The organism is Rathayibacter oskolensis (genome assembly GCF_900177245.1).
Lineage (GTDB): Bacteria > Actinomycetota > Actinomycetes > Actinomycetales > Microbacteriaceae > Rathayibacter > Rathayibacter oskolensis.
Map to the genome: position 1 here is coordinate 491,820 of NZ_FXBM01000002.1, position 25,557 is coordinate 517,376.

Genomic DNA, 25,557 nt, shown 5'->3' on the forward strand with positions numbered 1-25,557 from the left:
AGTGAGAGGCGGGTGGCGGGTCAGTTCTCGGGGGGAGTGCGCACCGTGCCCGGCACGGACTCTGCCCGAGCGGTGGTCAGCTTCGGGTCGGCCGCAGTGACGATCGCGAGCCCCTGGGTGATCGTGGGGAGCATCTGCTCGAACGCCCGGTAGGGGCGCATGACGAGCGCGACGCCGACCCACAGGAGCGCGGGGAACGCTCCCGCGAGCAGGACGATGCCGGTGAGCGCCTCCGGAGACTGGGTCGCCGCGGTGCCGTCGTAGCCGACGATGCCCAGCACCCAGCCGGTCGCCGCTCCGCCGAGGCCGCCGCCGAGCCGCACCGAGAGGGCGGTGATCGCACCCATGGTGCTCTCGAGGCGGCGTCGGCCGCTCCACTGGTTGTAGGCGGCGTTGTCGATGACCAGCAGCTGGGTGAGGAACGTGATCGGGAGGATCCCGAGGCCGCTGAGGGCGCTGGAGACCAGGACGAGAGCCAGGTTCCCGTTCGCCACGATCATGAGGACGCCGGCGAGGACGCCGCTGATCGCTCCCGCCGTGATGATCGTGCTGACCGTGAACCGCTTCATGAGCCGGGGGAAGAACAACATGGCCGGCAGGATGAGCACCGGCACCAGGCCGGTCAGGCTCATCAGCGAGATGTCGCCGACGACGTACTTGAAGTAGTAGATCGCGATGCCGGTGCCGCCGGCGAGGGCGCCGACGAAGCTGATGCCGGCGACGATCCAGATGTAGCGGTTCGAGGTCAGGACCTCGCGGATGTCGCGGAGGGTGACCTTCGGGGCGTCCGCCGCCTCCGTCCGGTACTTCTCCTGGAAGAAGAGGAATCGGCCGAGGCCGATGAGGGCGAGCGGGATCGCCAGGTAGAGCGCCAGCGTCGACCAGGCGGCGCTGCTGGTGCCGGCCTGGGCGATGAAGATCGGCAGGGCCACGTTGAAGGCGACGACGCCGACCGTCGTGAAGAAGCCGGTGCGGGTGGCAACCTTGGCGACGAGGACTCGGGAGTTGAAGGAGCGCGCCAGATAGAGGTAGTCGTTCGCGCCGAGAAGAGAGGTGAAGACCACGTTCGCCAGCACGAGCCACACGAACAGCCAGACGGTCTTGCCGGCGTCCGAGAGATCCGGAGTCGAGAACAGGAACCAGGTCGAGACCCAGACCCCGATGATGGCGAGTTCGTAGGGACGGGCCTTCCCCCAGCGGGTCTCGGGGGTCCGGTCCACCATCCAGCCCGCAGCGACCGTGACGACCGCCTCGAGCAGCTTGCTGACGAGGGCGAGCGTTCCGAGGATCGCGGGGTCGAGGCCGAGGACGTCGGTGCCGTAGAACACCCACATGCCGAGGAAGAGGTAGTTGATCGCTCCGGAGACCCCGGTCGTGGTCCAGGCGAGGCCCGCCGCGGCGGACAGCCGGTCGGGATCACTGCGTCGGTCGGCCTTGCGGGCAGCGCGCGAGCTGGTCGGGCGTGACGTCGTCGTCATCGTGTTCCTTCAGGGGGAGGCGTCGAGGATCGGGGGGAAGACGCCTTGCGGCATCTGGTCTGAAACCAGAGTGAACCACAAGCTTGGCGCGCGCGATAGAGCGTTTCTGGAGCATGGGCGCCCCGGAATGTGGATCGACTCCGATTTCGCCTCGCTTAGGCTGGGACCTGTGACGACCTCAGCACCGACGAAGCGCGGACCGTACGCCTCGACGCAGAAGCGCCGGGCGACGATCATCGCGGCCGTGGTGGCCCTCGTCGACGAGCTCGGACACGAGGGCGTGACGACCGCGCTCGTCTCGCAGCGATCGGGCGTCAGCGAGACGACGGTGCTGTACCACTTCCCCTCGAAGGACCACCTGCTGGTCGCGGCGCTCGCCGCGATCGAGGAGCAGGCGGCCGCGGAGTCGCACGTGGATCTCGACGAGACCGTAATCGACGCCCGCTCGTTCCGCCATCTCCCCGCTCCGGAGGCGACCGACCCGCGCTTCCGTCTGATGACGGCGATGAAGGGATGGGCGGCATCGCCGGATCACCCCGCCTCCGAGTACTTCGCCGGACGGAACGCCCGCATGGTCGAGGTGTTCACCCGGTTGGTCGAGCACAGCCAGAGGACGGGGCTCGCCCATCCGGCCGCCGATCCGCGGGTGACCGCCCTGCAGGTCATCGCGGTGTGGGACGGTCTCTCGCAGCTCTGGGTGTCGGATCCGAGCTTCGACCTCGGCGCGGCCGTCGAGGATGCGATCCGACGTCTGACCGGTCAGAACCTGATGGAGATCCAGAAGCTGCTCGCCACATCGTTCGACCCCACGGCCTGATCAGGTCGTGCCGCCCTGGACCAGCTCGAGCTGGAGGGCGCTGACCGGTTTCTCAGGGGCGGGGATGTCGCCGAGGGCCGACAGGAAGCTGGCGATCATGTTCGCGGCGGGCGCGGTGACGTCGTACGAGATCGTGGTGAGGCGGGGCACCGTGACCTGCGAGAGCGGAGTGCGGTCCATTCCGATGATCGCGACCTGCCCGGGCACGTCGAACGAGCGGACCCTCGCGGCCGACAGCAGACAGGTCGCGACGTCGTCGTTGTAGCACGCGATCCCGATCTCGGGAGGAGTCAGGCTGTCGAGCGCAGCCAGCGCCTCGTCGAGATCCACTCCCAGGTGCACGACCTCGGGGTCGGCGAGACCGGCGCGGCGGCACTCGTCCCGCACCCCCTCCTCGCGACCCTGACCGAACGGATCCTGCCGCGCGTCCCGGAGCCGCGCCACGGCCAGGCGCGTGCTTCCCCGCTCGATCAGATGGCGGGCCTGAAGTCGGCCGATCTCGTGATCGAACCGGTCCTCCGAGCCGAGCTGCGGATCGAACGCGCGCACGCCGCGACGCTCGAGCAGGTCGCGCTCCTCGGCCGTGAACGGCGTCAGAGACAGCACCGCGCGCGGCGCCATTCCGGTCACCAGGCGGCCGAGTGCCGCTGTGGTCGTCGTCGCGAGCCGCAGCACCAGGGTGAGCCCCTGCTCCGCCAGCTGCTCGGTGGCCGCACCGAAGATGTCCTGGAGGTTGCCGCCGAACGTGGTGTCCGGGATGAGGGCGATGACGTAGTCGCTCGAGCCCATCGCCAGCGCGCGGCCCGCCGCTGACGGCTGGTAGTCGAGCTCGAGCGCGGCCTCTCTGACGCGCTCGATGGTGCTCGCCGAGAAGCGGTCACCGCGGCCGTTGAGGATCTGACTGACCGCCCCCCGCGAGACGCCTGCGAGGCGGGCGACGTCCTCGCTCTTCGCGACCACGCGTGTCCCTTCCGATTGCTTGTCGGTGCTCACCCCGATTCTATCGACGGCTGTTGACACGCGTTACCCGCCGTGGTTGGCTCCGTAACGCGTGTTACCTCACGCACTGCCCCGATGAAGTGGAGACCTCGATGACGAGCCTGACCGATCCCGACGTCCGCGCCGACAGCGCCGACGCCGCTCCGGAGCAGTCGACCACTCGCTCGAACCGCGTGCTCTTCACCCAGGGCTGGTCGTTCCGCACGAAGGTGACCTCCTTCGCCGAGCTCGGCGGCTCGGGAGCCTCCGACTGGGTTCCCGCGCACCTGCCGCACGACGCGCTGATCGGGCAGGCGCGCAGCGCCGACGCCCCGCGGGGCGAGACCAACGGCTACTTCCCGGGCGGTGCCTTCGAGTACCGCCGGACGTACGCCGCGCCGGAGCGGGACGCCGGCTCGCTCGTCCTCCTCGAGTTCGACGGCGTCTACCGCGACGCCGCCGTCTTCGTGAACGGCAACCTGGCCGGCACCCGGGCCTACGGCTACTCGCGCTTCACCGTGCGGATCGACCCGTTCCTGCAGTTCGGCGCCGACAACGAGATCCGCGTCGAATGCCGCACAGCGCTGGACAGCCGCTGGTACGCCGGCGCCGGCGTCTACCGCGACGTGCACCTGATCGTGAAGCGTCCGAGTCGCATCGTGCACGACGGGGTCACCGTCACGACTCCCGAGGTCGCGGCGGGCGAGGCGCTCGTCGAGGTCGAGGCCCTCGTCGAGAACGCCGGCCCGCTGACCCGGACGTACCGCCTCGAGGTCGCGCTGCGCGACGGCGACGGTGTCCCGGTCGGCGCGAGCGGATCGCCGATCACGCTCCTCCCCGGCACCAGCGGCACGGTCCGCCGCCGCATCCACGTCGAGAGCCCCGCCCTCTGGAGCGTCGACTCGCCGGCTCTGCACCACGCCCGCGTCGTGCTCCACGACGGCGACGAGATCGTCGACTCCGAGGACATGACGTTCGGGATCCGCTCGCTGCAGCTCGACCCGAAGCACGGCCTGCGCATCAACGGCGAGACCGTGAAGCTCCGCGGCGCCTGCATCCACCTCGACAACGGCCCCCTCGGCGTCGTCTCGATGCGCCCGGCGGAGGAGCGGAAGGTCGCGATCCTCAAGGAGGCGGGCTTCACCGCCGTCCGCAGCTCCCACGCGCCGATGAGCAGCGCCCTGCTCGACGCGTGCGACCGCCTCGGGATGCTCGTCATGGACGAGACCTTCGACATGTGGACGCAGGCGAAGTCCGACGACGACTACGCCTCCGACTTCGCCGAGTGGTGGGAGCGGGACGTCGAGGCGATGGTCGCGAAGAACCGCCACCACCCGAGCGTGATCTTCTACTCCATCGGCAACGAGATCCCCGAGACCGGCACCGCGATCGGCTCGACCTGGGGTCGGCGCCTCGCCGAGAAGGTGCGCTCGCTCGATCCGACCCGCTACGTGACCAACGGCGTGAACCCCTTCGTCTCGATGATCGACACGATCGTCCCGCAGATGAAGGCCCAGCGCGCGGCCGCCGCCGAGCAGCCGGGCGGAGGGGTGAACACGATGATGGCCGGGTTCGGCGCGATGATGGGCCGCATCCAGGGCTCCGAGCAGGCCACTCAGCGCACGGAGGAGTCGTTCGCCGTCCTCGACGTCGCCGGCATGAACTACGCCGACGCCCGCTACGAGCTCGACCGGGAGCTGTTCCCCGACCGCATCATCGTCGGCACCGAGACCTGGCCGTCGTCCATCGTGGGCAACTGGGCGCTCGTCGAGGCCGACTCCCGCGTGATCGGCGACTTCACCTGGACGGGCTGGGACTACCTCGGAGAGGTCGGCATCGGGGTGAACCGCTACGTCGAGCCCGGCGCGGAGGCGATCACCGGCTTCAGCGGTGCCTACCCCGCGCTCACGGCCGGCTGCGGCGACATCGACATCACAGGAGTGCGCCTCCCGGTCTCGTTCTTTCGCGAGATCGTCTTCGGTCACCGCTCCGAGCCGTACATCGCGGTGAGCCGCCCGAGCGGCACGGTCAGCAGATCGCCGTCGCGACTCCGTGGGCCTGGACCGACTCGCTCGGCAGTTGGTCGTGGCCCGGCTTCGAGGGCCGCCCGATCCGCGTCGAGGTGTACAGCGATGCCGAGCGGGTCGAGCTGCTGCTCGACGGCGCCTCGCTCGGAGTCGCGACGGTCGGCGCGGAGCTGCCGTTCCGAGCCGTCTTCGAGACGCAGTACGCCGCCGGCGAGCTCGTCGCGGTGGCCTCGATCGCCGGAGTGGAGAGCGGCCGTTCCGCTCTCCGCTCCGCCGGCCCCCGGGTCGGGCTGAGCGTCGCCGCCGATCGGACCGAGCTGCGCGCCGACGGCTCCGACCTGAGCTTCCTCGCGATCGCACTCGTCGACGACTCCGGGGTCGTGCTTCCCGCCGAGTCCTGCGTCGTGACGGTGTCGGTCGACGGTCCCGCCGTGCTGCAGGCGCTGGGCACCGGCGCGACCTCGACCGCCGAGCCGTTCACCGCCGATCACTGCACGACCTCCGACGGCCGCGCCCTCGCGATCGTCCGGCCGATCGGTGCCGGCGACATCACCGTCACCGTCACCGCCGAGGGCTGCGCGCCCCTCGCAACGACCCTGACTGCGCTCTGACCCAGCCCCACCCCCTCACCGAACGACGAAGGAGTCACCATGAGAGACCAGGACGCACAGCCTCCGATCCCCACGGCAGGAGCGTTCCCGATCCCGGGTGCGCTCGCATCCGAGGACGCCGTTCAGCAGACGGCGGCGGCCGACCTCGGCGGTACCCCCGAGCCGCCCAAGGTCAGCAAGGGCTGGATCACCCTCCTCGCGCTCGGCCTCTTCGGCGCCTACCTCGCCTTCGTCACCCCGATCGCGATCTCGCTCGCCATCCAGGTGCAGGCGCTGGCCCCCGGCAACGAGGAGTACCTCGGCGTACTGCTCGGCGTCGGCTCGCTCGCCGCGCTGCTCGTCGGACCCCTCGGCGGTCAGCTGAGCGACCGCACCCGCACCCGCCTCGGGCGCCGCCGGCCGTGGATCCTCATCGGCACGGTCATCGGCCTCATCGGCCTGACCGTGATGGCGGCCGCTCCTAACGTGCTCGTCCTCGGCATCGGCTGGGTCATCGCGCAGATCGGCTGGAGCCAGACGGTCAACAACTTCACCACCCTCCAGGCCGACAAGCTCCCCGAGAGGCAGCGCGGCACGGTCGGAGCCATCACCGGCTTCGCGACGATGGTCGCGCCGGTCTTCGGAGCCGTCATCGGCGGGACGCTCGCGAGCCAGCCGTTCCTGCTCTTCCTCGTGCCCGGCGGGATCGCTCTCGTCCTCGTGCTGGTCTTCGTCGCCTTCATGAAGGAGGAGGACAGCCGGAACGCGCCGACCGAGCAGACGCTCACGGCCGGGATCGTGCTCTCGAAGTACGTCTTCAACCCGCGGACGTACCCGGACTTCTCCTGGAACTGGCTCGGCCGCTTCCTCTTCTTCTTCGGCCTCACGCTCAACACCTCCTACACGGCGTTCTTCTTCTCCTCCAGGCTCGACATCCCGGTCGACGAGATCGGCGGCACCGTCGCCACCGTCGGCCTCCTCGGCATCGTCGGCACCATCATCGGAGTCTTCGCGGGCGGATTCCTCAGCGACAAGCTCCGCCGGCGCAAGGCCTTCGTTCTCGGCTCGGGCGTCCTGTTCGCCGCCGGTTCCCTGGTCATGCTCCTCGCGAACGATCTGCCGCTCCTCATCGTGGGCGCGTTCATGGGCAACCTCGCGATCGGCGTGTTCTCCGCGGTCGACCAGGCGCTGTTCCTCGACGTGCTCCCCGAGCGGGCGACCGAGGCCGGGCGCTTCGTCAACCTCACGCAGTTCGCGACGACCATCCCCCAGGCGCTCGCTCCGCTGCTGGCCTCGGTGATCCTCGCGATCGGCGCCGGCGCGGACGGCGCCCGCGACTACTCGATGCTCTACATCCTCGCGGCGGTGTTCACGCTGCTCGGCGGACTCGTGGTCCTCCGCGTCCGCTCCGTCCGCTGATCGCCCATCGGCTCACCCCCTCGAAGGACGCCACGCCATGACAGCACTCCGCTCCGACTTCCTCTGGGGAGCCTCGACAGCGCCGCACCAGACGGAGGGCGGCAACGTCAACAGCGACTGGTGGGTGTACGAGCAGCGCTCACCGCACTTCGCCGCGAGCGGTGACGGAGTCGACTCGTACCACCGCTACGAGGAGGACATGCGCCTCCTCGCCGAGGCGGGGCTGACCGCGTACCGCTTCGGCGTGGAGTGGTCGCGGATCGAGCCGCTGCCCGGGCAGTTCTCGCGCGCCGAGCTCGCTCACTACCGGCGGATGATCGACACCGCTCTCGGTCTCGGGCTCGCGCCGGTCGTCACGCTGCACCACTTCACGAGCCCGCGCTGGTTCATCGAGGAGGGCGGCTGGCTGGGTGAGACGGCGATCGACCGGTTCAGCGCCTATGTGCGCGAGGTGTGCGGGATCCTCGACGACGTCGAGTGGGTCTGCACGATCAACGAGCCGAACATGTTCTCGTTCATGATCCTGATGGCCCGGATGATCAACTCCGACGCGGTGCCGCCGATGGAGACGCCGACGATCCAGCCCGAGGGCGGCTTCACGCTGCCGTCCCCGTCGGCGGAGACCACCGAGCGGCTGATCGAGGCGCATCACGCCGCCCGGGCGATCGTGCGGGAGCTGACCGGTGCGAAGGTCGGCTGGACGGTCGCGAACCTCGCTCTGCATCCGCTCCCGGGAGGGGAGACCCGGCACTCCGACGAGCAGCACGTCCGCGAGGACGTGTTCCTCGAGGCGGCGCGCGGCGACGACTTCCTCGGCGTGCAGGCGTACTCGACGCAGGGCGTCGACGCGAACGGCCTCGTGCCGACTCCGCCGAGTCCCGAGAACACCATGGTCGGCACTCCGTACCGCCCCGATGCGCTGGGCATCGCGCTGCGGCACTCCTGGGAGGTGAGCGGAGGCGTCCCCCTCCTCGTGACCGAGAACGGCATCGCGACCCCCGACGACGAGCGTCGCATCGCCTACACGGAGGAGGCGCTGCGCCATCTCCGCGAGGCGGTCGCCGACGGGGTGGACGTGCGCGGCTACCTGCACTGGAGCCTGCTCGACAACTTCGAGTGGGGCCACTGGGAGCCGACGTTCGGCCTCGTCGCGGTCGACCGCGACACCTTCGAGCGGCACCCGAAGCCGAGCCTCGCCCGGCTCGGCCGGATCGCCGCGACGTCGGCTCGACCCTGACACCAGGAGATCCACCACGACCGCCCTCCGACGGCGGCGAGTCCGTCTCCCGGAGCACGCCACCCGCCACTCCTCACCCGCAGAATCGGCCGGACCGGCCGGAAGGATCCACCGCATGACCACGCACGCCGCCACCGCTGCCTTCGTCGGGGCCGACCGCCCGGCTCAGGAGGGCGACCCCGCGACGTACTTCCGTCGGTCCTTCCCCGTCGGCGACGGGCTCCGCCGCGCCGAGCTCGTCGTCACCGCGCTGGGCGTCGTCGAGGCGTACGTCAACGGCGCGCGCCTCGGCGACGAGGTGCTCGCTCCCGGATGGACCTCGTACCGGCACCGCGTGGTGGCCCGACGCCACGACGTGACCGACGTGCTCGTCGCGGGGGAGAACGCGATCGGCGCGATCGTCGGGGAGGGCTGGGCGGTCGGTGCGCTGACCTGGGAGAACAACCGGCACAACTACGCCGACCGGCCGGCGCTCTACGCCCGGCTCGAACTGACCTACGACGATCGCACCGAGGTGATCGGCACCGACGACCGGGTGCGCGTCGGCACGGGCGCGGTGCTCTCCTCCGGGATCTACGCGGGCGAGGCGTACGACGCACGGGCAGAACCGCTCGGCTGGTCGGAGCCGGGATTCGACGACTCGGCGTGGGAGTCGGCCGTCGAGGTGCCGTGGGACCTCGCGACGATCACGGTCGACGACACTCCGCCGATCCTCCGCATCGAGGAGCTCGCGCCCGTCGCCATCACGACCAGCCCCTCGGGCCGCGCGATCGTCGACTTCGGGCAGAACATCTCGGGCCGGGTGCGCCTGACGGTCTCCGGCGAGGCCGGCGCGACGATCACCCTCCGTCACGCCGAGCTGCTCACCCCCGACGGCGAGCTCGAGACCGAGACGCTGCGCAGCGCCGCCGCGACCGACCGCTACACCCTCCGCGGCGGCGGGCCGGAGACGTGGGAGCCGCGCTTCACGTTCCACGGCTTCCGCTACGCCGAGGTCGACGGCTGGCCGGGCGAGCTGCGGGCGGACGCGCTGCGGGCCGTCGTCGTGCACAGCGACCGGCTGGTTCGAGACCTCGAACCCGCTCGTGACCAGGCTGCACGAGAACACCGTCTGGTCGATGCGCGACAACTTCGTCGGGGTGCCGACCGACTGCCCGCAGCGCGACGAGCGCCTGGGCTGGACCGGTGATCTGAACGCCTTCGCGCCGACGGCGACCTTCCTCTACGACGTCCGCGGAGTGCTCGGTTCGTGGCTGCGGGACCTCGCGGTCGAGCAGGCCGACACGGGGACCGTCCCGTGGACCGTTCCCGACGTGCTGCCGACGGGCTCCTCCGCGACCGCGCTCTGGAGCGACGTCGCCGTGAGCCTGCCGTGGGCGCTGTACCAGGAGTACGGCGAGCTCGGGATCCTCCGCGACGCCTACCCCTCGATGACGGCGTTCATCAGGGAGGCCGAGGCCGCGCTCGACGAGAACGATCTGTGGGGGAGCGGGTTCCAGTTCGGCGACTGGCTCGACCCCGACGCTCCGGCCGACAACCCGGCGGGCGGCAAGACCGACCGCTACCTCGTCGCCTGCGCGTACCTGTACAGGACCACGCGCGAGATGGCCGAGACCGCGCGACTCCTCGGCGAGGGCGCCGACGCCGACCACTTCGCCGACCTCGCGCGGCGCGTGCGGGCGGCCTTCCGGCGCGAGTTCGTCACCGAGTCCGGACGGGTCGTCAGCGAGTCCGCGACCGGCTACGCGCTGCCGATCATGTTCGACCTGCTCGACGAGCCGCAGAAGGCGAAGGCGGGCGCGAAGCTCGCCGAGATCGTCGCGCAGTCGGGCTTCACGATCTCGACCGGGTTCGCGGGTACTCCGCTGATCACCGACGCACTCAGCAGCACAGGGCACCTCGAGGAGGCGTACGAGCTGCTGCTGCAGACGACGAGCCCCTCGTTCCTCTATCCCGTGACCATGGGCGCGACGACGATCTGGGAGCGCTGGGACTCCGTCCTCCCGGACGGGACGATCAACGCGACCGGCATGACCTCGCTCAACCACTACGCCCTCGGAGCGGTCGCCGACTGGATGCATCGCGTGATCGGCGGGCTCACCCGCACCTCCGCGGGGTGGCGGACGCTGAGCATCGCACCGCGGCCCGGCGGCGACCTGACCTCGGCGCGGGCCGTGCACGACACCGTGCTCGGGCGCGCGGAGTCGCACTGGCGCGCCGTCGACGGCGAGATGCTGTTCGACGTCGTCGTCCCCGACGGTGCGACCGCGACCGTCGTGCCGCCGCTGCACCCCGAGGCCGTGAGCGTCGAAGTCGGGCCGGGCGCCCACTCCTGGCGCTACCCGCTGCCCGCGGGCTTCGGTGAGGAGGCGGTCCTCTCGCTCGAGTCGCCGATCAAGGACGTGATGAAGCACGAGGCGATCTGGCAGGCGGTCCTCGACGTGATGCGCGCCTACTTCCCCGGCGTCCCCGTCGAGGCGGCGGGCAGCCACCTGGGCGAGTTCCCGCTCGGGATGCTCGCCTCGCGCCTTCCGCAGAACGCCGACGCGATGGAACGCGACCTGCTCGCGGTCCTCGAGACAGGAGCGACCCGATGAGTAGCCACGACGCCTTCCACCCCGGCCGGGTCTGGCTCGACACGAACGGCGAGCGGATCCAGGCCCACGGCGGCTCGATCCACTACGAGGACGGCGTCTACTACTGGTACGGCGAGAACAAGGAGAGGACCGTTCCCGGCGGTGGGATCTGGCACTGGGGCATGCGCGCCTACTCCTCGACCGACCTCTACAACTGGGAGGACCGCGGCCTGATCGTCCCACCGGTCCTCGACGACCCCGACTCGCCGCTGCACCCGTCGAAGGGAGCCGACCGGCCGCACATCCTCTTCAACGAGAAGACGGCGACGTACGTCTGCTGGATCAAGGTGATGGACGAGGAGTCGAAGACCCAGTCCTCCGTGATCCTGACGGCAGACTCCTTCCTCGGCCCGTACGAGATCGTCCGAGAGGGGCTCCGCCCGTTCGGCATGGATGCGGGCGACTTCGACCTGGTCGTCGATCCCGCCACGAAGAAGGCGTACTACTACTTCGAGAAGGTGCACACCGAGCTGATCTGCGCCGAGCTGACCGACGACTACACCGACGTCAGGGGCGAGTACACCAGTCACTTCCCGCACCCCGGTCCGCCCTTCACCCGGGAGGCGCCGGCGCACTTCGAGCGAAACGGTCGGCACTACCTGATCACCTCGGGGACGACCGGGTACTTCCCCAACTTCTCCGAGACCGCCGGGGCGCCCGACTTCCACGGGCCGTGGACCGTTCTCGGCGACACCCACCCGTCGGACGCGTCGCGCACCTCGTTCCGCTCGCAGATCACCTCGGTCTTCCGGCACCCGAGGATCGACGACCTGTACATCGCCCTCGCCGACCGCTGGCTCCCTCAGCTGCCCGACGACATGCCGAACGTGTACAAGTCCGTCGCCGCGATGACGCTCGGAGGCGACGCGACCGAGGCGCCGGCCGCACCACAGGAGGCGTCACCCGAGGACCGCGCGCGGATGGGGGCGATCATGGCCGCGGGCCGAGGCGAGAACACGGCGATCGCCGACTACGTCTGGCTGCCGATCCGCTTCGACGGCGAGTACCCGGTGATCGAGTGGCGCGACGAGTGGCGCGTCGACGACCCGCGCTGAGCCGCTCATCCCACCACTTCGCCACGATCTCAGAAGTCCCCCTGTCCAGCACCGCATCCCTCACCCCTGAACAGAAGGCAGCGCTCCTCACGGGGGGCTTCTGGTCGATCGCTACCGCTCCCGGTCTCGAGGAGATCGTCCTGAGCGACGGCCCGCACGGCGTGCGGCGTCAGCTTCGCCAAGCTGCGCGTCGTCGTCACACAGCCGACCAGCAGCTCTGCCCACCGGATCAACGGGTCACTCCTCGCACGCGGTGCCTCGCGTAGAACTGCACCACTTCGGTCCCGGTGCGTGTACCGGTGTTCATGACTGTCGTCCGGGCGGACAGATCGCCGTCGGTCGCGATCTCGGGCGTGAGCACCTCGAATCGACATGCATCAGACCGTGAGGAGGAAGGGACGTCAGCTGCTGCGCCTTCTCCTCGAGAGTCATCCTGCCGAGCAGCTCGCGTGCCCTGTCCTCGGGGCTGAGCTTCTCCGGCTGGGACATCGGTGGTCTCCTTCCGTCGGAGGCGCTCGGAAGGCGTCGGCGCACTCGCCCCGAGGCGGAGCGCCCGTCGTCGTGTGCCAGCTCGGGCTCGAGGGGCCGAGCGTCGTCATCGCGCGGCTGCCTCCTGATCCGTGGTCGGGCGGTACGAGACTGATCCGATGCGCCCCTCACGAGAGCGGGAGCCGAGGGCGAGGGTGCGGCCAGTGAACCCGGCGGCGACCTCCGTGGAGAAGTAGCGGCCATCGAGTCGCGCGATCTCGGTCGACACTCCGTCGGAGCGCACCGAGAGCACCACGTCGTCAGGACCGGCGTAGCCGAAAGGCACAGGAGGAGTCTCCGGTCGAGCGGTCTCCACAACGAGGACGACGTCGCCGGCTGCGACACGGACGGCCGCCGTCTCGTGCCGGACGTCGCCGATTCGGACGACCGCTCGGACGGAACCGTCTTCGAGGACGATTCCGCACCAGTGCCGGTCGTCCAGCCGGAGGCCGAACGAACCGCCGACCGTGACGCTCGCCTCGGCCCGCCAGGAGAAGTCGCGGACCCGGCAGCAGAGGTAGTCGGCCGCCTCACCGCTGCTGCGGAAGGCGAGTCCGGTGGCGGTGGCGACGACGAGGGAGTCGGGCTCGCCGCCGGGAACCACCCAGCGCGGGTCGAGCACCTCGGTCGTGAACTCGTCAAGGAAGGCCGTCTCGGCCGCGGGAATGCGGAAGCGGCCCTCGTCGAAGACGGGCCAATCGTCGACCCAGTCGATGCCCGCGAGGAAGGTCTCGCGGCCGAGGACATGGAATCCGGGTGTCGATCCGCGTGGCCGGGCTCCGAGGTAGACCGCGGCCCACTCTCGTGTCGGCGTCGGTACGAGGTCGGCGTGGCCGACGTTCTGCACGGGGTGCGAGCTGCTGCGGTGGGTGAACACGGGATTGCGGGGGTCGCCCTCGAAGGGGCCGCGTGGGGAGGTGCCTCGCGCGACGGTGACGCTGTGCCCTCGCTCGGTGCCGCCCTCCGCGAGCAGCAGGTACCAGTACGAGCCGATGCGGTGAAGATGGGGACCCTCCGCGGCTTGCATGCCGCTGCCCTGCCAGATCGGGTAGTCGGGCTCGAGGAAGGACCCGGTCTCCAGGTCGATGGGCGCCTGGCGGATCCCCTGCCCACCGACGGTGAAGTCGAGCAGGTGCCAAGTGAGATAGCACTGCCCGTCGTCGTCCCAGCACAAATCGGGGTCGATGCCCTGCGCCTCGGGGACGAAGATCGGGTCACTCCACGGTCCGGCGGGGTCCACGGCGTGCACGATCACCTGACCGGCCTCGAAATCACTGACATTCGTCGTGATGAACCAGAAGCGTCCGCCGTGGTAGCGGAGGGTCGAGCCGTAGATCCCGGTGGAGGGCCCGGTCGTCCCGCGGCGGAACTGGTTCCTCGAGGTCAGGATGTTGCCGATCTGCTCCCAGGCGACGAGGTCGCGGCTGTGGAAGATCGGGGCGCCCGGGAAGTACTCGAAGCTCGACGTGGCGAGGTAGTAGTCCTCACCCTTCCGGCAGATCGTCGGGTCGGGGTAGAACCCCGGGATGATCGGTCTCACCGCGCTGCTCGCGAGATCATCCGGGGACGCCGGCTCAGTGTCCGCGTCTTCGTCGGCCTGCATTCCGGGGGAGGTGCTCCGTGCGAGGTGCTCGATCGCGCTCATCGTGAATCTCCGGAGGTCGTCGTCAGGGCGGGGGAGCTGTTCGGCGAGAGCAGGGGGGCGAGGACATCGGCGAGGGCCTCGAGCGCTGCCGGCGAGGGCCACCCCTTCGTCCAGACCGCCGCGAGGAGGTCCTCGACAGGTCGGTCCAGGAAGGGGCCGAGGAGGCGGGCGAGGCGGACGTCGCTGGGAGCGAGTCCCGCGCGGAGCACCGTGGCCTCGAATTCCGTCCAGCTCTCGGAGTCGTCGATGAGATCGCGAACGGTACGCGGCACCGTCCGGCTCCGCTGCACGTCGAGGACCGTCCAGCTGTGGTGCCCGTGCCGCACGATCAGTGGGGACGCCTCACCGGGCAGCGTCACTTCCGCGCTCGCACCGACCGGAACGGTCACGTCGAGGGTCAGGGTGCCGTCCTGCCTGCGCCAGCCGACGGCCGCCTCGCCGTACGGGGTGAGGTGACGCGTCGACGCTCGATCGAGATGAGCCGGCTGGAGCGGCTTCACCTCGATGAGGCGGTAGCCGGGCTCGCGTGGAGCGAGGCCCGCGAGGCGGCGGTGCATCCAGTCGATGACGCTGCCGAGGGCGTAGTGGTTGAACGAGGTCATGCCGCTGGGGTTGATGGTCCCGTCCGGCAGGAGGCTGTCCCAGCGCTCCCAGACGGTGGTCGCTCCCATCGTGATGGGGTACAGCCAGGACGGCGCCTTCGTCTGCCGGAGCAAGCGGTGAGCGAGATCCGGGTGGCCGGCGTTCGCCAGTGCGTCGGTGATCAACGGGGTGCCGACGAAGCCGGTGGCGATCCGGAACGCGCCCATCCGAACGAGGTCGGCGAGGCGGTCACCGGCCGCAGCCCGGCTCCGGGCGGGGAGGAGATCCCACTCGAGAGCGAGCGCGTACACGGTCTGGGCATCGGAGAGGATGCGGCCGGCCGGGGTGACGAATTCGCGGCAGAACGCCTCGCGGACGGCGTCCGCGAGAGCTCCGTAGCGGGTCGCGTCGTCCGGACGACCGATTTCTCGTGCGGTGTCGGCGACCAGGCGGGCGGAGCGCGCGAGGTACGCGGTCGCGACGACATCGGGGTCGGCCTTCGCCTCCGCTGCGTCGTCGTGAGGTGCTGTCGGGTCGAGCCAGTCGCCGTACTGGAATCCGCCGCGCCAGATGAGATCGTCGCCGGCGAGGCTCGCCACCTTGTCGACCCAGGCACGCATGCTGGCGTACTGACGTCGCAGGATGCCGGTGTCCCCGGTGCGCCGCCAGAGGACCCAAGGGACCACCGTCGCGCCATCCCCCCAGGCGGCCGCGGGGGCGGAGGTCAGCGCGGTCCTCAGGATGTCCGGGACGACGTGCGGAACGCTCCCGTCCGGCGCCTGCTCGGCGGCGAGGTCGGCGAGCCACGAGGTGAGGAATCCGGCGCTGTCGAAGAGGAACGTCGCTGTCGGAGCGAAGGCCTGGATGTCCCCGGTCCAGCCGAGCCGTTCGTCCCGCTGCGGGCAGTCGGTCGGCACGTCGAGGAAGTTGCCGCGCATCCCCCAGACCACGTTCTCGTGGAGGCGGTTCAGCACCGGGTCGGAGGAGTCGAACCAGCCTGTCCTCCGCAGGTCGGTGCCGATGACGACGGCGTGGACGTCCTCCGCCCGGATGTCGCGCAGGCCGGTGATCTCGGCGTAGCGGAACCCGTGGAAGGTGAGGGACGGCTCGAGGATCTCCGAGGAGTCGCCGCTCAAGAAGTAGGTGTCCGTCGCCTTCGCGCTGCGCAGCGGTCCGGTTCCGAGCTCGCCCGCTTCGAGGACCTCCGCGTGTCGGACGACCACCTCGTCGCCGGAACGACCGCTCCTGGCCGCGATCCGCACCCAGCCCACCACGTTCTGCCCGAAGTCCACGAGGGTCGAGCCGCCGGCCGTCGTCCAGACCGAGACAGCGCCGATCTCCTCGGTCTCGCGCATCGGCGGACCGTCGGCTCCGACGAGCCGGGTGAGATCGGACTCCACCTGCTCGACTGCTCCATCGAACGGAGCGGAGTCGTCGATGCGGAGGTCGGTGGTCTGCCCGTCGTAGATGTCGTCGGAGAGGATGCCGGTGGAGCGCGCGGTCCACCGCTCGTCCGTGTCGAGGACGTGGACGGATCCGTCGGCGGTCGTCACCTCGAGCTGAGCGAGGAGGGCGAGACGGTCGCCGTAGATGGCCCGTTCGCCGAGGAAGCCGAAGCGTCCGCGCCACCAGCCGTTGCCGAGGACGACCTCGAGGGAGTTCGCCCCTTCGACGACGAGGTCCGTGACGTCGTACACCTGGTAGCGCAGACGGTGCTGGTAGGCGGTCCATCCGGGGGCGAGGACGCTGTCGTCCACCGGCCGGCCGTTCACCCGCGCCGAGTAGACGCCGTGCGCTGTCGCGTAGAAGCGCGCGCTGACCACTCCTGCGGGTACCGCGATGATCCCGCGCAGCTCGGGAGCGGCCTGGCGGAGTCCACCCCTGCCGACCGGGCTGATGAAGCGCGCCGTCCAGTCGGACTCGTCGAAGAGTCCCGCCTCCGCGGTGGTCGGCTCGCTCCATCCGCTCCACTCGTCGTGGGCGACGCGCACACGGACGGCGATCCTCTCGCGGGAGACGAGGGGCTCGTCCGGCCACGGGACGAGCACTTGATCCGCCGCGTCGACAGTGAATCTGCGCGTCCCGCTCTGACGTGCGATCTCGATCTCGTAGCGGAGCTGCGTGTAGTCGAGGTCGGCTGAGGGCACGGTCCAGGACAGCGCGGGCGTCCGGCCGGCGAGTCCGAGAACGTCGCCGGTGTCGGTGCGGTGGTCGAGGCGGGGAGCGGTGGGGGCGGCTGAATGAGCCATCGGGATCCTGACGAGATGAGGCGGTGGCTCACGGCTCCACTCAGGTGGAGGTCGTGCCGTCCGCGGGGACCTGGGCGGCGAGCGCGTCCAGACGGGCTTGTCGACGCGCGCGCTGTCGCGGTGGGTCGGCGACGGGAGCCGCCATCTGCAGCCGTCGTGTGTACGGGTGCTGGGGAGACGTCGCTACCTGATGGGCGTCGCCGAGCTCCACGATGCGTCCGCCGTTGAGGACGGCGATGCGGTCGCTGATGGAGTGCACGACGCCCAGGTCGTGACTGATGAAGAGGTAGGCGACTCCGGTGTCCTGCTGCAGAGCCTTGAGCAGCGCGAGGACGCGGGCCTGCGTGGTCACGTCCAGGGCGCTGGTCGGCTCGTCGCAGACGATCACCGCAGGTTCCATGGCGAGAGCGCGGGCGATCGCGACGCGCTGGCGCTGGCCGCCGGAGAACTCTCGCGGGTACCGTCCGGCGGCGTCGTCGGGGAGTCCGACGGCGTCCAGCAGCACGCGGACGCGAGAGCGTCCGGTGGCGGCGCCGGCAGCGCGGAGCGGCTCGACCAGGATGCTCTCGATGGTCATCGAGGGATTCAGAGAGGAGTAGGGGTCCTGGAAGATGACCTGGATGTCCTTGGCGACGACGCGCCGACGCGATCGCGAGAGCGAGTCGATCCGCTGGCCGCGGAACTCGATCGAGCCGCCGGTGACGGGGGCGAGTCCGAGGATGGCGCGGCCGATCGTCGTCTTCCCCGATCCGGATTCGCCGACGAGGCTCACGGTCTCTCCGGGCGCGAGGTCGAGCGAGACGTCCTCGATGACGGTCTTCCCACCGCGCTTGCCGCCGTATCGGACGACCAGATCGGTGATGCGCAGCAGGGGCTCAGTCATCGGACACCTCCAGGAGCTCGACCTGACGGGAGGAGGCGAGAAGGTCCTGGGTGTAGGGGTTCTGCGGGGCGGCGAAGAGCTCGTCGACGGTGCCCGTCTCGACGATGCGACCCTCCCGCATCACGCTGACGGTGTCGCAGATGTCGGCGACGACGCCGAGGTTGTGGGTGACGATGATCATGGCGAGTCCTCGTTCTGTGCTCAGTTCGCGCAGGAGCTCGAGCACCTCTGCCTGGACGGTGACATCCAGGGCGGTGGTCGGCTCGTCCGCGATGATCAGCTGGGGGTCGGAGGCGACGGCGCCGCAGATGAGGACGCGCTGAGCCATGCCGCCGGAGATCTCGTGCGGGTAGAGCTTCATGACGCGTTCCGCGTCCGTGATCCCCACTCGCTTCAAGAGTGCGGACAGCTGCTCCCGTGCCTCCTTCTTCGAGGCACCGGTGGCCGCGCGAAGGCCGTAGACGAGCTGGGCTCCGACGGTGAAGGACGGGTCGAGGTTCGACATCGGCTCCTGCGGGATGTACGCGATGCTCCGACCGCGGACCTTCCGCAGGCGTGCCTTGTCGGCGAGCAGGTCCTTGCCCTCGAAGAAGACGCTGCCGCCGAGGACGACCGCTTCGCGGGGGAGGATGCCGAGGATGGAGAACGCGATCTGGGACTTCCCGGAGCCGGATTCGCCGACCAGTCCGTGGATCTCGCCGCTGCGCAGATCGAAGTCGACGCCGTGCACGACCTCCGTCACGTCCTGCGACGACCGGGGGTATCCGACTCGGAGGTCGCGGATCGTCAGGATGTCGTCGCGTCGAGGTGTCAGATCGTTCGCGCCCGCGACGCGCTCGTCGTGCGCGGAGCGGAGCAGCGCCTTGCGCCGGGCGGGCTTGAGCGCGGCACTGCGGTTGGAGGCCTGGAGGGTGTCGCGGAGGCCGTTCCCGAGCAGGACGAGCGCCAGGATCGACGCGCTGATCAGCAGGGCCGGCCAGAGGACGTTCGCCGGGTTCGTGTAGATGTTGTTGAACGCCTCCTGCAGGATCCGACCCCAGGAGGGCTGCGATGGATCGCCGAGGCCGAGGAAGTCGACGCCGGCGAGGATCGCGATCGCGGTGGCGAGGACGAAGGAGCTCTGCACGATCACGGGAGCGCGGACCGCGGAGAGGACGTGTCGACCCACGATGCGGAAGTCCGAGAGGCCGACGACCTTCGCCGCGTCGATGTAGAGCTCGGACCGCACCGAGACGACGACCGAGCGCACCAGCCGGTAGAACGAGGGGGCGACGATGACGCCGAAGACGGTCATGGCGGCGGGGATGTTCGGTCCTGTCAGTGCGTACAGCGCGATCAGCATGACGATGCCGGGCAGGGACTGGACCACGTCCGAGACGAAGTTGATGATCGCCTCGGCCTTTCCGCGGTAGTAGCCGGCGATCAGCCCGAAGGTGAGTCCGAGCAGGAGCGAGACGCCGAGGACGAGGACGCAGGCGATGATGGTCTGCTGCGTGCCCCACATCAGGCGCGAGAGGATGTCGCGCCCGGAGGCGTCGGCGCCGAAAGGGTGCCCCGCGGTGAAGGGAGCCGCGTTCGTCGATGCCAGGTCGGTCGCGTTGGGAGCGAACGGCGCGATCCACGCGCTGGCGAGGCCGACGACGACGACGAGCAGGAGGAAGACGAGGCTGATCGCGGCGAGCGGGTTGCGGAGCAGGGATCCGAAGGTCGAGCGGCGCCGCGGCGAGACGAGAGCTGCGGTTCCGTCGGCGACCGGATCCACCCCGTGCTGGTCGATGGTCATCGGATCCGCGCTTTCGGGTTAAGGGCGGCACTGGCGAGGTCGGTGAGGAAGTTGACGACGAGCACGAGGACGATCACGACGATGACCGTTCCCATCACCATCGGCACGTCCCCCGCCTGAGCGGAGAGGTTGGCGAGCTGACCGACGCCGGGTAGCGCGAAGACCTCCTCGATGAACAGGGTGCCGCCGAACAGGCCCAGCGTGAGGAGACCGAGGGCGACGAGTCCGGGCCCGGCGGCGTTGCGCAGGACGTGGCGGAAGACGAGCTGCGACTCCGGGATGCCGCGAGCGCGGAGCGTCCGCACGAAGTCGCGGGACAGGGTGTCGGCGACGGCTCCGCGGAACTGCGCGGCGGCGTTCGCCACGCTGCCGACGATGAGGGCGAGAACGGGGAGAGTGAGCGCCCAGATCCACCCCTGCACGCTGTCCGTCGCCTTGATGTATCCGGTGGCGGGGAAGTAGGGCACGGCGATCGCGAAGGCGAAGACGAGGCCGATCGCCACGATGAACGGCGGGACGGCGGCGCCGAGAACGGAGATGAACTGGACCAGGCGGTCGATCCATCCTCCGTAGAGCGCCGCCGTCACGCCGAGGAGCACGCTGATGACGGTGGTGATGAGAAGGGTGGCGATGATGAGCGAGAGCGTCACGGGGACTCGAGACGAGAGCGCATCCGTCACCGACTGCCCGGTGAGATAGGAGGACCCGAGGTCACCCCTGACGGCTCCGGAGAGCCAGTCGAGGTACTGGACGACCAGCGGTCGATCGAGCCCCAGCCGTGCCACTTCCGCCTGCACCTGCTCATCCGAGGCGTTCAGCCCGAGCACGGATCGGGCGATGCCGGTGCCGTTGCTGAACATCAGGCTGAAGGTGGCGAAGCTCACGAGGAGCAGCACCGCGAGCGCTCGGACGAGGCTTTTGACGAGGGAGAGAAGCATGGTGGGGCCCGTCGACGTCGGTTACTGGAAGTCGCGCAGCAGGGGGTGCAGCGCCGAGAAGTCGGAGACGGTCGGGACCTCGACGCTGGGGCTGTGCGCGTAGAAGCCGTCCGGGTACGCCATCGGCACGAACCAGGCCTGGTCGATGATGTACTGGTTGATCTCCTGCTCGGCGGCGACCCTCTCCTCGGGGGTGCCCGTGAGGATCTGCTGCCAGAGGCCGTCGATGGTCGAGTCGGTCTGGTGCGAGACGTTCCAGATGCCGTCGGGGAGGACGTAGTCCTTGATGTCCTGGAGCGACTCGCCGTAGTTGCCGAGCTGCCAGAGCGGGACGGGGTAGTCGCCGCTGAGGAGGTTGGTGATCGCGTCGGGCCCGGACAGGTTCGCCTGCTCGACGGTGATGTTCAGCTCAGCGAGCTGCGCGGTGATGTAGGGGAAGAGCAGGTCGTGGTTCTGACCCTCGAGGAACGGGATCTGCAGCGTGAAACCGTCGGCGTAGCCGGCCTCGGCCATGAGCGCCTTGGCCTTCTCGACGTCGTACGGGTAAGGGTCGGTCGTCAGGTCCTCGAGGTAGGCGTCGCTACCGGGACGGAAGATCTGGTACGCCGGGTCGGCGTAGCCGCGGTAGAGCTGCTCGGCGATGGAGTCGCGGTCGAAGACCATGTTCATCGCCTGGCGCACACGGACGTCACCGAGCGCGGGGATCTTCTCGCCGTTGTGGTCGGTCAGGAGCAGGCGGGTGGTCACGCCTCGGAGGGTGACGATGTCCTGGCCCGAGGTCTTCGCCTCATCGACTGTCGCAGCGGACACGAGGGTGCCGTTGATCTGGTCCGTCTTCAGAGCGTTGAGTGCCGCGGTCTCGTTCGTGAAGACCTTGAGGACGAGCCTGTCGTAGGGGTAGGTCTCGGAGTCCCAGTAGTCGGGGTTCTGCGTCAGCGTGTAGGTGGAGCCGACGGTGCTGTCGCCGGGCTGGTAGAGGTAGGGGCCGGAGCCTACGACCTCGTTGTCCAGGTTGCCGCCCTCGATCGCCTCGGATGAAGTGATGTTCGCCTCGCACATGATGAGGTCGAGCGTCGGGATGGGCTGGGGGAAGGTGATGGTGATGGTGTTCGCGTCGGGGCTGTCGAACGTGAGGCCCTCGAATCGAGCGTTCACCTCGCCAACAGCGGTGAGGCTCGCCTCGACGTCTGCAGCGTCGAAGTCGGTGCCGTCGGAGAACTTCACGCCCTCGCGGAGCTTCAGTGTCGCGGACGACTGGTCGTCGTTGTACTCCCACTCCTCGGCCAGCTGCGCGGAAGGCTTGCCGAACTCGTCGCAGATGAGCAGGGCGTCCCATGCGGCGTCGGCGAACCAGCCCTGGTAGGAGGGCTGGATGAGGACGCTGAGGCCGGGGATGTCCGCCGTCATGCCGAGGGTGAGGGTGTCGTCGCCGCCCGAGGAGGCGGTCGTTCCTCCACCGGGGGCGCAGGCCGAGAGGGCGAGGACTGCGGCGGTGGGCAGTGCCAGCGCCATCGCCGCGCGGCGTCGGGTCGATCGCATTGCAACTCCTTTGTTGTGAGGGATCTCGGCTCTTCAGCCGGGCGGTCGAGATCTGTGCTGTCCGATCAGGCCGCGTCAGGAGACTAAGTGGGGGTTTTCACCTGATCAATGTACGGTCTCTTTATTGCGCAATTCCGTTCGCGCCTCTTCGTGAGGAGAGACGATGCTTATTGCGCAATGAAGCCGAGGAGGCGGGCATGGAGTCGACCGAACCGACACTGAAAGACGTCGCCACCGCGTCGGGAGTGTCGGTCGCGACCGCCTCCCGCGCTCTCGCCGGGCGCGGCGATCTCTCCCGTGCCACGCGCGAGCGAGTGGCGGACGCTGCCGACTCTTTGGGATATCTGCGCAGGGAGCGAGGGCGAGGCCGGCCCCGGACCCTGGATCCTCATCTGATCGAGCTGGTCCTCGGCAGCTTCGATGACGCCTGGACGACAGCCGTCACCTCCGGCGCCCGCGACGCGGCCTTCCGCCTCAACTTCGATCTGGTGCTCACGCTCGAGCGTGAGAATCCTGCCGAGGATTGGCCGACGCGCGTAGCGACGAGACGTCCTTCAGGGGTGATCGTCGGCATCATCCGACCGACCGCTCGGCAGCTGGCTGAGCTGCAGGGTCTGCGGATCCCGGTCCTCCTCCTCGACCCCCGATCGGATCCCGAGGGTGAACTGCCCAGCGTCGGCACCACGGATCGGCAGGGCGGGTACGACGCCGGCGCGCATCTCGCGAGGACAGGCGCCGACCACTTCGTGATCGTGTCCGGCGTTCCTCAGTACCGGTTCGGCCGAGCACGGGAGGAGGGCTTCCGGGCGGCCCTTGCCGAGCATCGACCGGGCGCGCGGGTGGAGCACCTGAATTCGGACTGGAGCAACGCCACCGTGACGGAGGAGCTGATGCGTGCCTTCGCGTCGCACCGAGATCCGGTGGGCGTCTTCGCCTGCAATGACGAGATGGCGCTCGTCGTCTACGAGGTGGCCAGGCGCCTGGGGCGCCGCATCCCCGAGGACATCGGCGTCGTCGGCTTCAACGACGAACCGCGCGCCTCGCTGGTGTCGCCACCCCTGACGTCCGTCCGTCAGCCTCTCCGCGCCATGGCCGCGCGCGCGGTCGAGCGAATCCGCGAGCTGCGCGAGCGGAACGAGCAGCATCACGAGCGCATCGAGCTGCCGACCGAGCTCATCGTGAGAGGGTCGACGCTGACAACCTCGCTGGGAGGTCCTGTCTCTCCCGGAGTCCTCTGACCAGACGGAGAAGCCGCCACAATGACGACCACGCGTTGCGCAAAAGTCGGTGCGCTGTAGGAAAAGGCGGGACGAGAACAGGACCATGGGAGAGCTGGTGGACGAGGACTGTCACCTCCTCGCGCCGCGCAGCGTCGACAAGAGAGGTCCTTATGCCCGTCTTCAGCGCCCGATCGCGCCTCACCGATGTCCTCGCCTCGGAGGAGGCGCGTGCCGCCATCACGCACATTGCTCCGCACTTCCTCACCTCCCCATGGGTCGAGATCGGCGCCGACTTCCCTCTGGGAACGACCGTGCGCGCCGCCCTCGGCGTCGAGGAGGAGCTCGCGGAAGAGGTCATCGCCCTCGTTTCGACGATCACCGACCCGACGGTGAGGCGGCCTGAGCCTCCGGCGATCTCTGCGGATCCGGATCTCGAGGGGCCGTCCGTCCGCCGAGGCTCGGCCCTGGTCGATCTGCCGGCGACGGCATCGACCGATGCGCCGTTCGACGTCGTTCTCTCCGGGCCCCGCATCGGGAATCCGTTCGTCGACGTCGAGCTCACTGCCGTCTTCCGCAGCGGCACTTCCGAGATTCGGGTCGGCGGCTTCTACGACGGCGATGACCGGTACGTGCTCCGCTTCCTCGCACCGGCCGCCGGCGTGTGGACGTTCGAGACCTCCTCGACGGCGCGATCGCTCGACGGCGTGCAGGGCGAGATCGAGGTCGCGACCGGACACGAGCACGGGCCGGTCCGCGTCGCCGACACTTTCCACTTCGAGCACGCGGACGGCACGCCTTACCGCCCCGTCGGTACGACGGCCTACGCCTGGACCCACCAGGATCAGCGGCTCCAGGAGGAGACGCTGAACTCGCTCGCGGGTACGCCCTTCACGAAGCTGCGGATGGGGCTCTTACCGAAGTCGTTCCTCTACAACGAGAACGAGCCGGAGGAGTTCGTCTTCGAGCGGGCTGGTGACGGGACGTGGGACACGACCCGCTTCGACCTCGACTACTTCCGTCACCTCGAGAAGAGGATCCGCCAGCTCGACGAGCTCGGGATCCAGGCCGACCTGATCCTGTTCCACCCCTACGACCGCTGGGGCTTCGCCGATCTCGGGCGCGCGGCGGACGACCGCTACATCTCCTACGTCGTTCGACGCCTCTCCGCCTTCCCGAATGTGTGGTGGTCGATGGCGAACGAGTACGACCTGCTCCTCGGAAAGACCGCGGTGGACTGGGACCGCCTCGCCGGCCTCGTCCAGGCGAACGACCCCGTCGGGCATCCGCTGTCCATCCACAACTGGGTCGAGATCTTCGACTACTCGGTGCCGTGGGCGACGCACGCCAGCATCCAGAACGGGGACTCGACGGCGGCGAACGTCGACAAGTGGCGCCACCGCTGGGGCAAGCCGGTGGTGATCGACGAGTTCGGCTACGAGGGCGATCTCGACCAGGGCTGGGGCAACCTCACCGCCGAAGCAGCGCTGTCCCGGCACTGGCTGGGCACCCTCCGCGGCGGCTACCTGACGCACGGCGAGACCTTCTACCGCGACGACCACGTGATCTTCTGGGCCAAGGGCGGGACGTTGACGGGCGCTGTGCCGGGCAAGCTGCGCTTCTTGGAGCAGGTCGTGGCCGAGTCGCCGACAGGGCGCCTGGAACCGCTGTCCTCCGACTTCGACGCCGTCCGCGGGGGAGTGGCGAAGCAGTACGTGCTCATCTACTTCGCTGACCGCCGTCCCCTCTTCCGCGATGTTCAGATCCCCGACGGCTCGACTGCGCGGATCGACGTCCTCGACACCTGGAACTGCACCGCGACGCCCGTTGAGGGACGTCATGGGGGGACGGTCCGGGTTCCGCTGCCTGCGCGACCGTGGATGGCGATCAGGCTCATCCTCGAGTGAGATGTTCGGGATCGTCCGCAGCCGAGCGCCGACGGCGGACGATCCCGGT

At 69.5% G+C, this 25,557-nt stretch carries 17 protein-coding genes and 2 pseudogenes; 11 read left to right on the forward strand and 8 right to left on the reverse strand.

Going from position 1 to position 25,557, the window contains the following annotated elements:
• Positions 1 to 20 precede the first annotated feature (20 nt).
• Positions 21 to 1,478 (reverse strand): MFS transporter, encoded by a 1,458-nt coding sequence (locus tag B9Y99_RS11430; protein ID WP_085476729.1) that lies wholly within the window; start codon positions 1,476 to 1,478, stop codon positions 21 to 23.
• A gap of 169 nt (positions 1,479 to 1,647) precedes the next feature.
• On the opposite strand from B9Y99_RS11430, the gene B9Y99_RS11435 reads away from it, so the two are divergent.
• Positions 1,648 to 2,295: a TetR/AcrR family transcriptional regulator gene (locus B9Y99_RS11435; protein WP_165759602.1), complete on the forward strand. Its 648-nt coding sequence runs from the start codon at positions 1,648 to 1,650 to the stop codon at positions 2,293 to 2,295.
• On the opposite strand, the gene B9Y99_RS11440 is transcribed toward B9Y99_RS11435, so the two are convergent.
• On the reverse strand, positions 2,296 to 3,255 hold the full coding sequence (locus B9Y99_RS11440) for a LacI family DNA-binding transcriptional regulator (protein ID WP_165759603.1): 960 nt from the start codon (positions 3,253 to 3,255) through the stop codon (positions 2,296 to 2,298). It abuts the gene before it with no gap.
• A 131-nt stretch (positions 3,256 to 3,386) separates the two neighbouring features.
• On the opposite strand from B9Y99_RS11440, the pseudogene B9Y99_RS19460 reads away from it, so the two are divergent.
• From B9Y99_RS19460 to B9Y99_RS11465, 8 genes and pseudogenes are all read left to right on the forward strand, one after another.
• A pseudogene (locus tag B9Y99_RS19460) lies at positions 3,387 to 4,712 on the forward strand (glycoside hydrolase family 2 protein); the annotation flags it as partial.
• A 683-nt stretch (positions 4,713 to 5,395) separates the two neighbouring features.
• Positions 5,396 to 5,485, forward strand: a pseudogene (locus B9Y99_RS19465) (hypothetical protein); the annotation flags it as partial.
• A gap of 39 nt (positions 5,486 to 5,524) precedes the next feature.
• Entirely contained in the window at positions 5,525 to 5,911 is a 387-nt protein-coding gene (locus B9Y99_RS19060) for a hypothetical protein (RefSeq protein ID WP_244274881.1), read from the forward strand.
• Between the two features lie 39 nt (positions 5,912 to 5,950).
• Complete coding sequence (locus tag B9Y99_RS11450; RefSeq protein WP_085476732.1) at positions 5,951 to 7,309, forward strand: MFS transporter; 1,359 nt, start codon at positions 5,951 to 5,953, stop codon at positions 7,307 to 7,309.
• A gap of 37 nt (positions 7,310 to 7,346) precedes the next feature.
• Positions 7,347 to 8,546: a glycoside hydrolase family 1 protein gene (locus B9Y99_RS11455; protein WP_085476733.1), complete on the forward strand. Its 1,200-nt coding sequence runs from the start codon at positions 7,347 to 7,349 to the stop codon at positions 8,544 to 8,546.
• Between the two features lie 115 nt (positions 8,547 to 8,661).
• Positions 8,662 to 9,735 carry a family 78 glycoside hydrolase catalytic domain gene (locus tag B9Y99_RS19240; RefSeq protein WP_244274882.1) on the forward strand — a complete coding sequence of 358 codons (1,074 nt, stop codon included), beginning with the start codon at positions 8,662 to 8,664 and terminating at the stop codon, positions 9,733 to 9,735.
• Positions 9,632 to 11,143: an alpha-L-rhamnosidase-related protein gene (locus B9Y99_RS19245; RefSeq protein ID WP_244274883.1), complete on the forward strand. Its 1,512-nt coding sequence runs from the start codon at positions 9,632 to 9,634 to the stop codon at positions 11,141 to 11,143. The genes B9Y99_RS19240 and B9Y99_RS19245 overlap by 104 nt, the downstream gene beginning before the upstream one ends.
• Positions 11,140 to 12,237 (forward strand): family 43 glycosylhydrolase, encoded by a 1,098-nt coding sequence (locus B9Y99_RS11465; RefSeq protein ID WP_085476734.1) that lies wholly within the window; start codon positions 11,140 to 11,142, stop codon positions 12,235 to 12,237. The genes B9Y99_RS19245 and B9Y99_RS11465 overlap by 4 nt, the downstream gene beginning before the upstream one ends.
• A 595-nt stretch (positions 12,238 to 12,832) precedes the next feature.
• Here the strand turns inward: B9Y99_RS11465 and B9Y99_RS11470 are convergent.
• The 6 genes from B9Y99_RS11470 to B9Y99_RS11495 form a co-directional block, all read right to left on the reverse strand.
• Complete coding sequence (locus B9Y99_RS11470; protein WP_244274884.1) at positions 12,833 to 14,305, reverse strand: glycoside hydrolase family 43 protein; 1,473 nt, start codon at positions 14,303 to 14,305, stop codon at positions 12,833 to 12,835.
• A 101-nt stretch (positions 14,306 to 14,406) separates the two neighbouring features.
• Positions 14,407 to 17,241: an alpha-L-rhamnosidase gene (locus B9Y99_RS11475; protein ID WP_085476735.1), complete on the reverse strand. Its 2,835-nt coding sequence runs from the start codon at positions 17,239 to 17,241 to the stop codon at positions 14,407 to 14,409.
• 40 nt (positions 17,242 to 17,281) lie between these two features.
• Positions 17,282 to 18,124: an ABC transporter ATP-binding protein gene (locus tag B9Y99_RS11480; protein ID WP_085476736.1), complete on the reverse strand. Its 843-nt coding sequence runs from the start codon at positions 18,122 to 18,124 to the stop codon at positions 17,282 to 17,284.
• Entirely contained in the window at positions 18,117 to 19,907 is a 1,791-nt protein-coding gene (locus tag B9Y99_RS11485; protein WP_085476737.1) for a dipeptide/oligopeptide/nickel ABC transporter permease/ATP-binding protein, read from the reverse strand. The genes B9Y99_RS11480 and B9Y99_RS11485 overlap by 8 nt, the downstream gene beginning before the upstream one ends.
• Entirely contained in the window at positions 19,904 to 20,845 is a 942-nt protein-coding gene (locus tag B9Y99_RS11490; protein ID WP_085476738.1) for an ABC transporter permease, read from the reverse strand. Before B9Y99_RS11490 ends, B9Y99_RS11485 begins: the two co-directional genes overlap by 4 nt.
• Before the next feature lie 21 nt (positions 20,846 to 20,866).
• Positions 20,867 to 22,384 carry an ABC transporter substrate-binding protein gene (locus B9Y99_RS11495; protein WP_085476739.1) on the reverse strand — a complete coding sequence of 506 codons (1,518 nt, stop codon included), beginning with the start codon at positions 22,382 to 22,384 and terminating at the stop codon, positions 20,867 to 20,869.
• A 197-nt stretch (positions 22,385 to 22,581) separates the two neighbouring features.
• Between B9Y99_RS11495 and B9Y99_RS11500 the strand changes: the two genes are divergently transcribed.
• A complete protein-coding gene (locus tag B9Y99_RS11500) occupies positions 22,582 to 23,622 on the forward strand; it encodes a LacI family DNA-binding transcriptional regulator (RefSeq protein ID WP_085476740.1) in 1,041 nt (346 codons plus the stop codon).
• Positions 23,623 to 23,774: 152 nt separating this feature from the next.
• Positions 23,775 to 25,508 (forward strand): DUF5605 domain-containing protein, encoded by a 1,734-nt coding sequence (locus B9Y99_RS11505; protein ID WP_085476741.1) that lies wholly within the window; start codon positions 23,775 to 23,777, stop codon positions 25,506 to 25,508.
• The last annotated feature ends 49 nt before the right edge of the window (positions 25,509 to 25,557 follow it).